This is a genomic window from Spirosoma endophyticum (assembly GCF_900112365.1).
GTDB classification, from domain to species: Bacteria; Bacteroidota; Bacteroidia; order Cytophagales; family Spirosomataceae; genus Spirosoma; species Spirosoma endophyticum.
The window spans coordinates 129,586-146,004 of record NZ_FOLQ01000005.1; the positions used below are offsets into that span (position 1 = coordinate 129,586).

General features: G+C 48.4%; 16 protein-coding genes. All 16 read right to left on the reverse strand.

The genetic code is table 11. The annotated features are described in order from the left end of the window. Window positions 1–4: 4 nt before the first annotated feature. Window positions 5–232: a hypothetical protein gene (locus BM202_RS37245; RefSeq protein ID WP_093827522.1), complete on the reverse strand. Its 228-nt coding sequence runs from the start codon at window positions 230–232 to the stop codon at window positions 5–7. Further along, the gene (locus BM202_RS15220) at window positions 229–1,215 is read right to left on the reverse strand and encodes a DUF6712 family protein (RefSeq protein ID WP_093827524.1); all 987 of its coding nucleotides are present in this window, start codon (window positions 1,213–1,215) and stop codon (window positions 229–231) included. The genes BM202_RS37245 and BM202_RS15220 overlap by 4 nt, the downstream gene beginning before the upstream one ends. Then, entirely contained in the window at window positions 1,196–2,500 is a 1,305-nt protein-coding gene (locus BM202_RS15225) for a hypothetical protein (RefSeq protein ID WP_093827526.1), read from the reverse strand. Before BM202_RS15225 ends, BM202_RS15220 begins: the two co-directional genes overlap by 20 nt. A 1-nt stretch (window position 2,501) precedes the next feature. After that, on the reverse strand, window positions 2,502–2,846 hold the full coding sequence (locus BM202_RS15230; protein ID WP_093827527.1) for a hypothetical protein: 345 nt from the start codon (window positions 2,844–2,846) through the stop codon (window positions 2,502–2,504). Between the two features lie 257 nt (window positions 2,847–3,103). Next, on the reverse strand, window positions 3,104–4,687 hold the full coding sequence (locus BM202_RS15235; RefSeq protein WP_093827529.1) for a hypothetical protein: 1,584 nt from the start codon (window positions 4,685–4,687) through the stop codon (window positions 3,104–3,106). Continuing rightward, window positions 4,680–5,210 (reverse strand): hypothetical protein, encoded by a 531-nt coding sequence (locus tag BM202_RS15240; RefSeq protein ID WP_093827531.1) that lies wholly within the window; start codon window positions 5,208–5,210, stop codon window positions 4,680–4,682. Before BM202_RS15240 ends, BM202_RS15235 begins: the two co-directional genes overlap by 8 nt. Before the next feature lie 190 nt (window positions 5,211–5,400). After that, complete coding sequence (locus BM202_RS15245) at window positions 5,401–6,210, reverse strand: type 2 periplasmic-binding domain-containing protein (RefSeq protein WP_093827533.1); 810 nt, start codon at window positions 6,208–6,210, stop codon at window positions 5,401–5,403. A 24-nt stretch (window positions 6,211–6,234) separates the two neighbouring features. Next, window positions 6,235–6,924: a hypothetical protein gene (locus BM202_RS15250; RefSeq protein ID WP_143100698.1), complete on the reverse strand. Its 690-nt coding sequence runs from the start codon at window positions 6,922–6,924 to the stop codon at window positions 6,235–6,237. Between the two features lie 288 nt (window positions 6,925–7,212). Further along, window positions 7,213–7,929, reverse strand: coding sequence for a hypothetical protein (locus BM202_RS15260; RefSeq protein WP_093827539.1), 717 nt, complete (start codon window positions 7,927–7,929; stop codon window positions 7,213–7,215). 177 nt (window positions 7,930–8,106) lie between these two features. Continuing rightward, the gene (locus BM202_RS15265) at window positions 8,107–8,796 is read right to left on the reverse strand and encodes a hypothetical protein (RefSeq protein WP_093827540.1); all 690 of its coding nucleotides are present in this window, start codon (window positions 8,794–8,796) and stop codon (window positions 8,107–8,109) included. A 93-nt stretch (window positions 8,797–8,889) separates the two neighbouring features. Next, window positions 8,890–9,879, reverse strand: a complete 990-nt coding sequence (locus BM202_RS15270; RefSeq protein WP_093827542.1) for a hypothetical protein — start codon at window positions 9,877–9,879, stop codon at window positions 8,890–8,892. 84 nt (window positions 9,880–9,963) lie between these two features. Continuing rightward, window positions 9,964–10,407, reverse strand: coding sequence for a hypothetical protein (locus BM202_RS15275; RefSeq protein WP_093827544.1), 444 nt, complete (start codon window positions 10,405–10,407; stop codon window positions 9,964–9,966). Between the two features lie 55 nt (window positions 10,408–10,462). Further along, complete coding sequence (locus tag BM202_RS15280; protein ID WP_093827546.1) at window positions 10,463–11,347, reverse strand: S49 family peptidase; 885 nt, start codon at window positions 11,345–11,347, stop codon at window positions 10,463–10,465. Between the two features lie 112 nt (window positions 11,348–11,459). Continuing rightward, window positions 11,460–14,945: a hypothetical protein gene (locus tag BM202_RS15285; protein WP_093827548.1), complete on the reverse strand. Its 3,486-nt coding sequence runs from the start codon at window positions 14,943–14,945 to the stop codon at window positions 11,460–11,462. Between the two features lie 23 nt (window positions 14,946–14,968). Continuing rightward, a complete protein-coding gene (locus BM202_RS15290) occupies window positions 14,969–15,565 on the reverse strand; it encodes a hypothetical protein (RefSeq protein WP_093827550.1) in 597 nt (198 codons plus the stop codon). 50 nt (window positions 15,566–15,615) lie between these two features. Further along, window positions 15,616–16,140 (reverse strand): hypothetical protein, encoded by a 525-nt coding sequence (locus BM202_RS15295; RefSeq protein WP_093827552.1) that lies wholly within the window; start codon window positions 16,138–16,140, stop codon window positions 15,616–15,618. Window positions 16,141–16,419: the final 279 nt, after the last annotated feature.

Consider the following 16,419-nt stretch of genomic DNA (forward strand, 5'->3'; position numbering starts at 1 on the left):
TTAGTTAAAATTTCGTTTTCGACTTGTAGAATGAATAAATGATGACCCAAAACAAGGCGGAACCGGGTAAAATGAATAGGACAGCAATTGGCGCATATGCCGGAAGCAAAATCCACCACCATGACCCATTCAGGACGGAACACAGCTTCAGAATCGGAAGCGTGACGGCCGCCAAAACCCACCAATGGGGAAGCGTCCGACGAAAAAACCAGAAGCTTAGTTGGGGACTCATAAGACGAAAAAAGGATTGGATGAATCATTCTTGAACCCGGCGGACTTGGTTGATACCGGCGGCCGGTAACGATCTGACAAAAAATATTCCTGGAATACCAAGGAAGACGCGTTGGCGTTCAGATAATCCGTCAACTGAAGGGCAGTATTGGCGGCCGCTTCCTGACATTCCTTCAGCACAACATTCAGCCGTACATTGTCCAATTCGTCTTCATTGACAATACCGTCAGTCTCGGAAACAATACGAAAGTCCGCGTTCATATTCAGGTACGGAAGCGCCTTGGAAAAGCCATAATTGGCCAGCGCAATCCGGGCCAACCGGACCACGTTGGTTTCTTTGGGCGTCAGGGTTGTCCCGGCCGTTTTCAGCTTGGCCATGAGTGCTTCAAAGTAATCCGCCCCAAGTATTGGGCGGATGAACGAATCTTCCGCGTTTTGCAGATACCCCCGAACCTGAAGGAATAGCCGCCGGGAATTTTGCGCGGGCGGATAGGCGGCCGTCCACGCGGACGCGGACGGAATCAACCGGCCATGACTAACCGTATAGGCGTCTGAAGCCGTCCACGTTTCAAAGTCGGACGCGTGTTTCTCCAAATACTGAAGCGAATCTTCCAGCCAGAAATCCGCCTTGGATGTCACGTCCTTCAGCGTGGCCACAAACATCCATTTGGTTAAAATCTGGGTATTGGCCGGACTACTGACCACCATACCCGCGTCCCCCGTTGCCACCATCAGGAAGGGTAAATTTTCCAGATAGGCAAAAAACGCCGTGGCCGCTTTCAGCCGGTCCAATAAGGGTTTTTGTTGGGCCGTCGGAACCGTCACCGCCGTCAGTTCGTCATAAAATTCCTGACCAATGGCCGGGATTATGTACTTCATTTCTGACTGACGGACGGCCGGTTCCCACGTTGGCCATGCCATTGTTTTCTGAACTCCGCCAATTTGCGCCTTCAGTTCGGCAATATCATTTATCAGCATTTTCATTGTCAGAAGAATTTGGGTTTGCGCCTGAATTTTTAGGCGTTACGTCGTAATTATAAAGCTGGATATTGCGGACATCGAAGTCCATTTCTTCTTCCCAGCCGTTGATTATTTTGGCAATACGTAAAGGCGTCAACAGGATAAAGCGGTCCACATACGTCAGGAAGTTTTGTTGGTAGTTAGCCGCGGATTCCAGTTCCTTCCCGGAACCGCCAAGCTTCCCGCCGGTATCAATTCCAGCCAGTGAAGGCAATACACCATGGCCGGACGCTTGCGCTACGTTGGCCGTATTAAACAGCGTCGTATAAGCATCATCAGACATTTTGTTGGTTATCGGTGTAATCTTGATTCCGGCAATTTCCTTCCCGTTGATGTCCACTTTGTGGAATGTTACCAACGCCTTGTCCGTGTTTTCGATACCAGCCAACGTTTCGCCCATCTTTCGCAGAACTTCCGATTGAAGGGCTTCTTTTTCTTCCTGTGTCTGGTCATCCCTATCAAAATAGTCGTCCGCGACACTAATATGATATTTGATATTATAGCCGTTATCTAGGCCACTGTCATGGAAGATTGGGATTTTGTTGGCCACGCGGGTCCACGTTTCCGTTGACCACCAATCCGCGAATGAATAGAAATCTTGGCCCGGCAAATCATCCCGTAAGTGAAGAATACAGACCGGAAATTTGGTTGGGTCGGCCGGGTCAAACGCTGGGATGACCGTACTGTCCGCGGGCTTATACGCCTTGGTCCCAAAGTTGGCGTTGAAGATGTACGCTGTAATCTTGGTTTCATTAGCGGCCGGTTTGCGGACCCGCATTTTGAAGGCGTCAATGACTTCATAGGTAACGTTTTTCTTCCCGGCTTCAAGAATCATCTTCAGGAAGACGTTTCCCGAAAATGCATACTGAAGGTTTTGGCGTATCCACACGCGGTCCCAATCGGACAGAATACGCCATTGCTCAAAGCTTTTAAACTTCTTCACTTCAAACAGCGTGTCAGACCCTTGGCCCGCTTTTTCATCGGCATGGGTATAGACGCCCCGGCCAACCACAAAGTCCCGGCGTGTCTTGACAAGCCGCCACTTGTTGGGCGATTCGGACGCGAGTTTGTGCATATTGCCCAACTGCAAATCCTTATCCCCCCATTGAACGTGTTCACCACGTCCACCACTTCCACCACCTTTTCCACTGGAAAAAGACGTGTCCGCGTTGCCGAACGTGACCACCGCGCCGTTTTTGCCGGACTGAAGCGCGTAAACGTTTGTACCTAACTTCCGTATCTTGGTCATATCAATAGTTGTGAAAAATGCTCATCCCATTGAATTCAACCAAGCGCCGGACCTTACATTCAAACGTCTGTTTGTGGATACAGTCAAACAGCAATAGCGCCCCGGAATGGTTCATGTTCCGCTGAATGGATGACAGGTCCTTTTTGGGCGGAAGCTTCCCGCCACCGGCCGCCGATTTTGGGGCCGTTGGGTTTTTCTTGACCCGCTGTTTGTAGGAAATTGACCCGTCCGCCTTCCGAAACTTCAAACTGAATTCCGTTCCGGCTTCCTGAATTTCGTGAAGTACTGTCTTCAGCGTAATTTTTTGTTTTTCGTCCGCCATGGTTGCCCGCTTGATTGAATTCATTGCAAGCTAAATCCACCTTTTTGGCCCCTATAGGACGGATTTTTGGCACGAATAAGGGCCTGTTGAATCCCGTTTTGCAGTCTCTTTTTTTGCAATTCGTTCGTCAACAGACCCTTATACTGAATTCGTTAGCTTTTCCGTCCAATCAAACACGCGAATGCAACGCACCCTTTACCGGGAAGGCAATTGCCATTAACGAAAATCGGAATATAAAACCCCGTAAACGTGGATTGAATCCTGTAACAACTTTACTTTTTTTAGCTGGATATTATCACAATGGAATTACTGAAACCCTTCTTGGTTCCGCTGGGCATCAGCTTGCGATACTTGCCCCATATGATGTAATCATAGGCGTCCGTTCCGTCCGTTGCGAACTCCCGATTCTTGGCCGTCAGTTCGCTTCCTTTGTCCTTTTGGAAGCCGTCCTTAGTCCGCGTCTGTTGTATAGCGATCACGAAAGGCTTATTAGTATATTGATTGAAGCGTAGTCTTGGTGTCCTATCTGACCCTTCTTCAAACAAGTAGTTTATAAGAGTATATTTATCCTTATGGGAAGGGTAGGTAAAACCAGTGTATTTCCTAGTAACACGCCACCCTTTCTTTGTTAAATGGTCTGCGAACTGGTCAAGGAAAGGCTTATTACTCTCCGACGTGGCCGCGCTCTTGGCCTTGCCTGAGGGGTCCCCCCATACGTCTACCTCTTTGGTTGGATGACTACTGTACGTAGTATCGAATTCATCAGCCAATTGTATAATCAGGTTTGTTTGTACCCCAATCGTTGGCTTCTTGAATATGCTATTAATCTGCCTGAATTCGCGCCCTATTTCCTGACAGATAGTAAGCCAGCAGATAGCCGCGTTGAAGTCCAATGATACTTCCAATTTACGGTCGTCCCGGTAATCGTTCGATTGATGCAACGTCAAGCCGGTCTTGTCGTCTGTCTCATATCTGAACGCACTATGGTAGCAATGTTTTGTTGTACTGAAGGCATAATAAAACCCGTCCGGGCGCTGGGTGAATCGTCGGTTCCAGACTTCCACATCAAGCGTCAAGGCGTCCAACGTTTCTTCCAAATCCTTATAATATGTATCGGGTAAGACTTCCCGGTTGTCTTCCCACGTACTCTCCAGAAATAAATTTTCTGGAGGAAGGGCTATTTTTTCAGAATCCGACATCCGCGCCCGTTGTTCCAATTCGGCTTTCCATTTGTCCTCCGTCTTTAGCATCCACCCACCTTCCACGGTCCACGGCGCGGACGTGAAATCATAGAAGCATAGGTGCAAATGATTCTTGGCAAATGGGGCGAGTTTGTTGGCACGTTTGGCCGGAAGAATGATCTTGTTTAAAAAGTCTTCAGACATCGTTGCCGATTCATCCACCCATACGCCGTCACTGTTGATTCCGCGTTGACTATCCGGCCGGTCCTGACTGACTAACTGAATACAAAAGCCGTTAATGAACGTCATACAGTACTGCCAACCCCGTTTCCCCGGACTTGAATAGGGTTTGACCCAATGTTCCGGCGGTTGTTGCCCAATGACGTAGACGCCCCATGGCGTTGATTTACTATACTCAACATAACCCATCCGGGACAACGCGTTCTTCAGTTCCGGCAAGACAATCAGGTCAAGTTGAACGTATGTCAGCCCGGTCAATACGTACTTGGCCCGCGGCATATTTTCAAACGTTTGGCCGGATGTATAACCCAACGTTGTGGTCTTTCCACTTCCCCGGCCGCCTAGAAAAGTTTTCCGCCGGGCGCGGGATTTCATAAACTTCAATTGCTTGGCGTTGGCGTAAATTTCACGCGTTGCAATCGGTCTACTATACAGCTTATTCATCGTCTTCCATCTGGTTTTTCAAGTGTTGCTGAAGGACGTTGACGTTGTTAATGAAGACGAACTTTCCGGGCTTACTGAAGGCGTCCGGGTCCCATCCACCGCCGGTTTCTTCTTCGTGCAAACCGTCCATATGGTCCGCCTTATCCCATGCCCGCGTTGCCGCGTCCCACTCTCCATTCATTAAGGCCATATTTGCCACCATACGGAAGAAATTGGCGGAAGCCACCTTTTTCCCGTCCCGGTCAACCTGATTGATATTGCCATGAATGGCCACCGCTTCCGCGATAATGTAGCGGCATTGACGTTCCTGAAGACCATATTCCTTCATCAGCATAGCCAAAATACTGTCAAACGGCCGCCCTAAAGAATACCATGACCACGCCTTCCGGTAACGTTCCAACATGACCATATCCGTGTCAGCCAAGGGCTTCCCGGAATGGTAATAATCCAAAAATTTGTCCAGCTTGTCCGGCTCAATCTGAAGCGATTTTTTTAGCCGGGATAATGATTTATTTTTTGCCATAAAACTTCTTGATAAATAGCTTTTAACAAGGTTACATGGCGGAAAATGAATACAACAGGACGCGTTTAAACGTAGCTTTGTGCCAATCGCATGGCTTTAACGGGTTATGTGGTTAAACATCAAAAAACGGCAAAACCCGGCTGTATTACGGCCGGGTTTTCTTTGCATTGGTTAGCGAGTACTTAAACAATTATTTTAAAAAATAAATTAGCCGTGTCTTTGTTAGTACTGCTTCTTGAGAAATATCTCTGTTATTATCATATATAAATTTATCCATTAATGTTAAAACGTAACCATTATCTTTTCTGAATAGATCATAAAATTCTTGCCTATCTGCTCTTTCAGCATATGCTTGTTCTATGTCATCTAATACTAAACCAAAATGTTTAATATCTATCTTTAATTCATCCGCTAAATGGACCTTTCCTTCTCCTTCGCTTAACTTATAAGCTTTATGGAGATAATCCATTCTAAATATAACATTATTTAAAGTGCTTGACATAGATGCATACGATGTATTCTGTGCATCAAATTGCACCATTTTAGTGCTTATAGTGGATATAGTTTTAAATAAATCAATTTTTGTTTCTCTTAAATCATCCAATAATATTTTATACTTTTCACTAGCTACATTTAGCTGATTATCAAACTCTTCTCTCTGCTTATTCAACTCACGGCGAAAAAAAGTGTAACTAAACAGCCCAGCCACGCCAATTATTGTTGCCAACAACCATTCAAAATGGCTTCCTTGTCGATCAACAGCCATCACATAAAAATCATCTTTAGCTCTATAGTAATATAGTTCTTTATTCAAGGAATCATTAGTATGAGACATTTTATGCATTATAGTGATAATACTATCTGATCGTTTCATTAGCCTTTCTGACTGTTTCATCAATAAGGCTTGATTTTTCTTTAGAGAGTCAATAGGGTTTGGGTTGGCCTGAACTGTTGTTAACAACATGGACAGGCCAATCAACAAACATAAGAATGTTTTCATAGTGGCATTAGTTATGCTCCTAAACTACGAAAATGCCTTTAATCTACTACGTACCAAGGCCACTTCCGCTTCCAGTTTGGCCACCTTCTGACTATACTCTACTTTCTTCACCGGGTCCTTTGATTGCTGAAGCCGTCCGCGGGCTTTCGACAGATTAGGCATAAGGGTAGACAGTAACTTTGATAAGTCATACTTGTCAGTAGGCAAGTTTTCCATGAACTTCAGCTTCATATCTTCCACCGTCAGTTCCGGCGCGGCTTCTTCCGGCAAGCGGCCATTGGCCTTCAGGAAGTTGATTTTTACGGCCACGGCCGTCCGCTTTTCATACAAATCGTCAATTTCGTCCACCAATTCTTTGGCGGACTCATGGTCCGGGATGTCCTTCAGCCTGTTGCACCTTATGGACATTTCCTTATGAAACCCGGCTTTCTGAAGCGTCAGTTCTTCCAATAACCGCGTGAACTCTAAAACCGGCATAGCCGGGATGTCAACGGGTTGGCTTGCCTGAAGACTTGGGCATTTTTCCGGTTTTGACGGCGCTTCCGATTTGACGGCCGGTTCCGCTTCCGGGCGGTAGTTGACCAATCCCTGAAGTATGGCTTCCGCGTTCTGAACGTCGGCCGGGCTTGCCAGCCCCGCCCGCTTTTTCATCTTCAGCAATTCCAAGTTGGCGGCCGCCTTGTTGCGTTGGGTTTTCCATTCCTGTGTTGTCATCGGTTTTGGCGCGTTTTAAGAGAACTAGGAAGCTTTCAATTGCTTGGCGGTAGGATTCAGCCATTAGAAACCCATACGGGTCTTCATAGTGGTTGTAATCGACTGAAACGATTTCCCCAATGTTTTCCATATAGTCTTCAATGGTACGCATTAACGCCACCGGGTCAATATCGGAAGCGGTTAGGAAGTCAGCCAAGCTTGGGAACAATTCGGGCTTCTGCATCTGGTTTTTTTCTAACAAAAAAAGCCGGATTGGACCGGCTTTTTTTGGATGACTAATTAGGGAATTTATTTGGCCCGGCGGTTCACCTGTTCAGGTTGTGCCAAGGCTTCAGCCGTTTCCTGACGCTTCAGTGACGCGTTTAGCATCACATTCAATTCAGACTGAGCGTTGGCCTTTAGTCGTTCCGCCCGTTCGACTTCTTCCGGGTCCAATTCTTCTTCATCGTCAGCCGGTTCCGGTTCTTCTACGATTCCGGCGGCTTCCTGACGTTGGCGTGACGCGGCTCGCATAGCGGCCAATTCAGACTGAGCGTTGGCCCGTAACCGTTCCGCCCGGTCATCTTCTTCCACGTCCGTTTCATCGTCTTCAGGAAGCAACGTTGGCAACGTTTCGGTCACGTTGGTCATTGCGGCATGGTACGCCCGCAATTGACCTTGTAAGGTCGTAACAAACAGTTTAATGAACTCCGCGTCCTGTTCTGGATATTCCTTCACCATATCAATAATTTCAACTATTGACGTCCGTTCGTCATCGGTCAACGTTTCTTCCGTCAGACAGTCATTCAGGAACGCCAAAAAGTCAAACGTTTCCGGGTTTGACTGAAACGAATCGTCCGTTTTTGTCTCTTCCGGTTTTTCCGTTAGCGTCACTGGTTGGACCGGCGGTTCCGGCGCTATTGGCTGAATGGGTGCTTCCAGCGCTACTGGTTGAATGGGCGCTTCCGGCGTCACTGGTTTCACTTTCGGTTCCTTTGCCTGTTGTACTGATTTGGCCTTGGTCATTGCCTTGGGTTTTTGGCAGACGTTGGAAGTATTTTCCAAGTCCGCGGGTTGTTAAAAATTCGGCGTCTTTATCCGTTAATCGGTCATTGATTGAATAGCGCCGTCCTTCAACCAAATGGTCAACGCCCCCGTCAGGAACGTTGACCAATATGAATTTTGTAAGCATCCCTTACTTGATTAAACCGCAGCAATCAAAGGAAGCTGAGCGGCAATTTCCGCTTTCAATGGCGTCACACCGAACATAAAGCCGTCCTGTTCTGCTTTGCACGTATAACCACGTTTTTCAGCTCCTTTTTTCCCAGAACTGAAGGCGGTTTTTACGTACAACGGATTGTCAGACGTCCCGGCCACGGCAAACTGATTGTCATTCATTTCCCCAATCAGAATACAACCGGCGTTCAGATGCTTCATAATTTCGGCCGTCAGTGCCTTCCCAAAACCGGCCATCATGAACGTTCCGGCGTGTTTGAAGGATTGGAAACCCGGATCACCGTCAGACGCGTCCGTCAGGTCAAAGGAACCGTCTGGGAAGGAGTATTCCGCCAATTTCGCCCCGGTCACAAATTCCGGCGCTTCCACAATTTCCCCGGCGGTTATATCAGCCAGTTTTGGCCATACGCCGTCAATGTCTTTTGATTTGATAATCAGCAACCGGCGAAAGCCGCCCGGATTGGGCTTTTCATAAGATGACGCGTCCAGATTGGCAAACGAGACAACACCACCGGCCATTCCAAACATTGGCGTATTGTGGAACAAATCTTGGGTATGAACGTCAGCCGCCAAAGCGCCCAATTCGTGGGAAACAACCATGGCAAGGGCAATGACGAAAGCGACCTTTAAAAACGGTAAGATTGATTTTGCTTTCACAGCTTTAAGAAATAAAGTTCTAAAAATGATTGAAGTTGACTTGACATTGGCCGGGTCTGATACTATCAGACCCGGCCTAAATGGTTGGGCAAACTATATCCCGTCGTTTGTCCAAATACGTTCCGCAATGGCGATACCCGCGCCAACTTGGGCGTCCATCATCCACGCAATATCCCGTTGACGTTTGTTGTAGTCCACGGCTAACGTGTCGTGTCCGGCTAGGTCATCATACAGATAAACCAAGTTGCCTTTAGGCGTGAAGATTGGCCGGTTGAAACCAGACAAACCGGGTTCCACAATGAAGGGAATGTTGGTTCCTACAATAGTGGGTTTCAGTTGACCCGTATTGTAAGGAAGCGTACCCCAACGCGCTTTGTAGTCTTGTTCGTAGTTGGTCTTGAATGTGCGTGAGCACACGCAAATCAGACCCGCGTAAAACTCAGCGTCAGGAACACCGGCCAAAATCTTGTCAATTTCACCCACGGAATTGGACGCCGTAATGATAGCCGTATCAATGACGTTGGCGGACGGAATGTCCCCCGACGTAATAGCGGCCAAAATTTGGGTCCGCAGACCGTCCGCAATGTCAAGCGCACCCGTTCCGGTTGGGTTATACACACCATTGAACAGGGTTTGGACCCGGATGTCTTCTTTGAATTTAGCAATCACGCGGGCCGTGATATACTCTTCAAAGGGTAGTTCTTCCGGGTTGATCTGTTTGGCGCGAACCTGACCCAAGTACGACTTGTACAACGCAATGATTTGCTTGTCGGTGAACTGAAGGTCAACTTTAGCCTGACGGACCTTTCCTTTACGTGGCTTAAAATTAACCGCGTTCAGGGTTGGCGTGAAGGCGTTTTTTCCGCCGGGTTGTGCCACGCTTCCCACTTCCAGATTGGTCAAAACGACTTCATCAGACGCTTGCATGGTTGTCATATAGTCCGCAATGGGGACAACCGGACTGTCTGCAATACCTTCGTCAACGCCCGGAACAAGCGCCCGTTGGAAGATGTGTTCCTTGTTATCGCGGGCGTAGTTTTCCAGCGACGCGGCCAAGGCGGTAAGATTTAAAGAATCTGCCATTGTGATAATGAAAAAAGTTAATTGTTGCGTTTTGCTTTCCAGGCTTGAAATTGGGCTACTTCATGGCCGTCCTATAGGACAGCTTTACTTAGCTTTCGCGGCCAAGTCAATGGCTTCTTTATTCCACGAATTATCCAGAATAGACGGTCCGGTTTTGGCGTTGCGCTTGCTCTGGTCATCCTTGGCCAGCCCACCGCCAAGGCCGTCCATGGTTGCTTTCCAGCCACGTAGAGTTTCCAATTCAGCTTTCACGTTCCGATAAGTGGCCGCGTCCGCTTTCATGTTGTTGAATTCGGAAGCCGTCATTTCTACGGTTTCCACTTCGTCCGTGGTCTGGGTTTCTTCGCCGGTTTTACCTTCAGCTTCTTCCGATTCTTCGCCGGTTTCGTCTTCTTCGTCACTGACTTCCCCTTCCGTGGCTGACGTTTCGCCACCTTCAGCGGACTTATCTTCCGCTTGTTCATTTTGATCTTCCGTTCCAGTCACGGACCGGAATAAACTTGCCAAACTGATACGTACTTTTTTCATTGGATTTTATTGATTTGTAAGAAGTTGCAATGGTTGATTGTGAGCGCCTAAAGGTTTAGGCGGCTTGTTTGCGGGCTAATAAATCCGCCCGGTAAATGGCATCCCCCAAGTAGCCAATTCGGTCCGCCAAGCCATTGGAAAGGGCTTCTTTGCCGTTGTACATTTTTCCGCTGAAGACGCCGTTGGGCGTGTCGGCCGTGTCGGTAATTTTGGGACGCATGGAAAGAACCTTGGAAATAAATGTCCCGCGGATGACGGTCAATTCTCCGCGGATTTCGGCTTCCAATTCCGGCGTCAATGGCTCCACAGAATTGAAGCGGGCTTTATTATCGGACCCATCAGAACGGATAATTGTGACCTTCAACCCTTCATTCTTGTAGAACTCCGTAGCGTCTACGTGCATGGCCAGAACGCCAATGGAACCCACGGAAGAAGTGGTCAATGACTCCATGACAATTTCCCGACATTGACTAGCAATCCAGTAGTGAGCAGAAGCCGCCCAACCTGCCACATATGCCACAATTGGTTTCTTGGAGTGCTTAATAACTTCCCCCAACATTTCAATCCCGTCCACTTCACCGCCGGGACCGTTCAGATTCAGGACGGCCGCAGACATCGTGTCATCCTGATTCATTTCCATCAGCCAAGACGCGTAATCTTCCGCGCCGTAACTGCACAAATCCCCATAGCGGGAAATTGCCCCAAGCATGGGAAGGACCAACACCTGACCGGACTTGGTATTGGCGCGGGCTAAACGGTTGTATCCGGCGGACGCCCCAATGTTTGGGCGTTCCACATCAACCAGATAGGGCGTTGGCCGGTCCTGACTGACTTCAAAGGGCGCTTGGCCATTCTGAATCCGGCGCAACGCAATAGCATACATACGGTCATGGTATGTACTGTCTAGCGCCCACTTAGCGGCAATAATTCGGTCTAACATCGCTAAAAGATTGAAAAAGCTTTTACAACGTTATCCACCTAAATCAGCCCCCAATAGGACACAAAAAAAGCCCGGCCATGTGAGTGGACGGGCTTTTATTCGGCTTCTTGGCTTATAGCGTATGGGTATATTTTAGCCAGGAATACAACTGATAAGCAAAGTTCCAATGGGCTATTCCGTTGGGGTGCACAAACGGAACCCACCCATAATCCACTTCAATCCGGGAATCAAACCGGCGTTCTGTGGTCATGGCATCCGGCAAGGAAGCCGAACGGTAGGCCACAGACCACGCCGTTGGCTGAACCCAATAGAAGGGCAATAAATGAACCCGGTCCGCGTCTTCCGTATCCGCGGCCAACACCGTATCCACGTAGTTTTTCATCATCTGCCACCGGGCCGCGTGGTTGTTGGTCGATTTCCAAAAGGCCGCCGATTCACCAAACGCGGGATATTTTGACGGAAAGAAGGTTCCGTTGTAATCCGGCAACACAACCGCAATGTTCACCACACCCCATCCATTGGCCGCGTATTCGGCTTTGATAGCGGCTTTCAAATCATTGATTCCCTGAACATAATTCACCGGGTCATTGTCATTGGCTCCCAGATTAACAACTATATGCGTAGGAACACAAACGTCATACGCGTTTACGTCCGTCACGGACGTCCCGGCCGTACTGCCTACTACCAAACGCGTGACCCCATCATTGGCCAGCGTTCGGTACTTATTCAGCCACGTCAGCAACGAAAACTTAGCATTGCCAGCAACGGCGGCATTATAGAACGGATTGGCGGCAGATTGGCCGGTTGCTGTTTGGCCCAAATAATCCGTCAGTTTCCACCCCCGGCGGCCTTCCGCGAAACCTTTAATGGTCCGGCTTGAACCATTATAGCTATACGTTCGGGTTTTAGCCACCACCTGACCAACAAATAGACTTTGCAATTGACCGGCCACCAAGCCATTGTCCACCCGGTCCATATCAAGCAACTGTTGAGCTAACAACCAGTACACATCCGCTTCCGACGTGGAACCGTTAATCCCGGCCAATTCGCCCCATGTAATACTATCCCCTAAACAAAGCACTTTGGGGAAGGCGGCTTTATTGGCTGACGCCAGCGTACTAATGTGCTTAATTGTGGCCGTTTTCTTCTTCACTTCGTTCCCAATCATGGCCACCGAAACGTCATACGTTTTTACGGTTAAGCCTTCATTGAATTGGGTTGAATCATTGGCGTCCGTGGTAACGATTTTAGACGTAAAAACCAGCTTATCAGACTTGGTTGCGTCAAACTTAGCGTCTACTTCCGTCGTCAGTCCCGTCAGCATATGGTCAAGATAAACGGCCGCGGACATATTTCGATTATAGCCCTTACTTGCCGCCACAAGGTCATTGCAGACGGTATAAACCTTTTTAGGCGCTACCAACGCATAATCCCCTTTTATGGCACTGGGCGCACTGGCATAACCTAACGAAACCCGTATATAAAACGGCGTACTAGCGGGCAAACCCGGCATGGCTATCAGACCCGAAATGGCCCCGGCGACGTTGGAAAACGAGTTATAGTTCCGGCTGAATTCGGTCGCATCGGACGCCGTGTTGAACTTAAACAGGGACCCAAGCTTGTCTGTAGCCGCTATACATTCCCAACCTATGTACAGCGTATCCCCCGGATTTAGAACCAAGGGCGTGTCCAGAATCAACGTGTAATCAAACTTATCCGCCGTATCGGTCCGTCCTAACGTATTGTAGTACGCCAACTCTGAAAAGGGAATGACTTTGGTAATGGCAATATCAGTCCGCAGGAAGATTTTAACCGTTACCCCATCTGTGAAAAATTGCTCATCAAACAAGTTTCTGACCAACGGAATGGTAATGGCGTTGAAGTTTTTAGCGGTCAAACCCTTGAACCATGTGGCCATACCTTTCCCGCGGTATGATTGACCGGCGGACCACACAACCGCGGCATCATTGGTCACGCGGGCGGCCAAACTGTAATTGGTTTTATCAATGAGCGAAACGGCCGAAATGAAGCTAGTATTAAGCGCCACGGCACTATTTAATGTGGCCAGATTCGTTGATACAACCGGGTCAACGGGCAGTTTACTGGTTGCGTAGCCAAGCGAAACCCGCAAATAATAAATGTTACTAGCGGGCAAAACCGGCATGGCTGACAGGGCCGAAACCGCCCCGGCGACATCCGAAAACGAGTTATAGTTCCGGCTGAATTCGGTCGCATCGGACGCCGTATTGAACTTAAACAGGGACCCGGTTTTATCCGTCAAGGCGTTACACTCCCAACCTACATACAGGATGTCCCCCGGATTTAGTACCAACGGTGTATCCAGAATCAACGTGTAATCAAACTTATCCGCCGTGTCCGTGCGTGTCAGGGTATTGTAATACGCCAAATCGGAGAATGGAATAACCTTGGTAATGGCCACATCACTACGCAGGAAGACTTTAACCGTTATCCCGTCCGTAAAAAATGTTTCGTCTACTAGATTCCTTACTAGCGGAATGGTTATAGCGTTGAAATTCTTCACCGTTAATCCCTTCAGGAACACGGCTTGGGCCTTCCGCCTAAAACTATTCGATGAATTATAAACAATATTCGCATCGTTGGCCACTCTGGGAGCAAAAATATAGTTCGTTTTATCCACCAATGACATAGCGGCCACGGCGCTTGTCGTCAGTGGCAACGTAGCCACATTCTGATCTAACTTCACTACGCTATACGTCTTTAATGCCACGTAGAATGATGTATTGTTTGACGAAAAGGTTGGTTTAGCCGTCAGAGAACCCACATAGTCCACCGTCCAATCCGTGTGCATATTTGCGCCAAGTTCCTTTGCGGCATCAACCGCGGCCGAGTTATAAAACAGCGCCAGAAATTCCGGCCCCGTATGCTCATAGGCTACCGTCAGCAGGTCATTGGTCCGGGCGTAAATCGTTTTATTCAGGTTGACCAATAATTCCGCGTTGGCCACTGAGGTGAAGGCCACTTTTGTATTTAACGTAGCATTGGAGACTGTTACCGTATCAACCAGCGCATTATTTAAAAACACCTTCACGAGTAACTGACCGCTGAAGGCTGTGGCCGTTCCACCGGATACGGCCGCCCCGCCAATGTAGATTCCCAAGCGGGAAATCAGTTTGTTGCTCAACATCTTGGCTTGGGTCATATACCCCTTCCGGCCATTTCCGTACGTCGAATAAATGCCTACAACGGCCGTATGGGGAACGACGCCGGGCGTAATTTTTTCAGCTACCGTTGCCGAAACAATTTGGTCCGTCATCGACTGAGCAAGTATAGAACTGGCGCTTGCATCGACATCCACCAAACCCAAGCCCGGACCCGCCGGTCCCACCAAATCCACTTCCGGCGTATAGGAACCGTCCGGGTTCTGAAGCTTCAATTTGGTTCCGTTCCAGATTGCCAATGGCTTGAAATTATTGGCTTGCAAAACCGTTGTGGACGTTGCCTGTATGTAAGACGTCATACTTTTCAGCAATGTCCGAAACCGGGACGTGGAAATGTTTTTGGGCGGTGAATCTTTGATAACCGCGTCAATCTCTGAATTGATTTGATTTAAGTCCATAGTGAAGAAAAAATGAAAGAATTTTAAGCGTCAAAAGCGAATCCAAAAGCCGGGTCAAAGGGACCTTCGTACATTAAATCGGCGTCCGTTATGCCGGTTAAAAAATACGCCGGTTGTTGGGCAAGTCCTGAAAACGTCAAGACCGTCTGATTGCGACCTTTGCCCAACTCCTGACCGGATTTTACGCCAAGTTCCAAGGGTTGTTCCGGCGTTCCGGCTAATCGGCAGTAGCCATTGCGATCTTCCAAGAAAGCCAGCCAGCGGACCGCCCGGTATTTCTGCACCCAAACCACCACGTCCGGCCGGACCTTGGGAAGTATCAGTTGAATCGTTGGCTTGAAAAGTTCGCCGTGGCCACTGGTTTCCATGTCATCCGAAAAAGAACAGTAGTCCGGTATGACATCCACATTCGTCAGGATTGCCCCGGCCGAAAAAATTAAATGCTGGGATGACACGGTAAAATCCGAGTAGCCCAAATGTTGGGGCAAGGCGAACCGTTCCGGCGCTATCAGACTAACGTGCCTAGCCGGGCAAATCCGAAGCGTCCGCAATCCCCCGACGTTGGTTGATTCTTGGGGGAAGACTAAATCTTCCGGCTCAAAAAGGATTGGCAATTGCATTTTTTAGGCGTGAAAAGTGGTTGGACAAAACACCCCTTCCATTGGACACGTTAGGCCGCAAGTTGGACGGGTTTTGCCGAAAGTTGGACAACATTTCTTTTTTCGTTCACGGACAACTTAGTGAAGAACGGGTCTGACGCGGAACGGCTCCGTTGAACCATCTTCCGTATTGCGTCCGCGGAATAATGTTCATCTGAGATTTGATGAACCTTGACAAATCGGTCCGCGGCTCCGTTCATGGTTGGGTAAACATCCATTCTCCCTTTCACAAAGGCGATTGAATAGAGTTCAAAAAATATTTCCAATACCTTACCGAACTGAAGCAATTTGCCGTCCGTAATCAAGCGCGTCTGAAGCTCAAATGTCAGCTTCAGATTCAAGTGGGTTGGCTCCAACAGGTCCACCGCTTCTAAGTCTTCCAAGTCTTCAGACCGCAATGGGTACTGACTAAAGGTAGCGGCTACCAGTTCGCCCAAACGGGAGTTGCGCCGGACAGCTATGGGTTCCGGGCCAAAAATCTCAACAGACTGAAAAAATTCTTTGATGTGAGGCTTTACAGGTATTGATAAGGTCATCTGATAGAAAGTATTTTAGGGTATATTTACAGCGCAACACTGTCAACACACCTGCTTTCCGGCAGACATTCCCCAAAACGCCCGTTCCCGCGGGCGTTTTTTGTTGTTACTAAGATACAAAGAAAGTGTGGAAATTTCTCTACACTTTTCCCCACTTGGAAGTAATTATTTTACTGCCTGACATAAAGATGACGTCCGCGGAACCGGGCTTCCTTGGACGGAAGTGGGCATGGGGCCAACATGGGCGTGAAATTGTACTTCCTGAAGAATCGCCCTTTT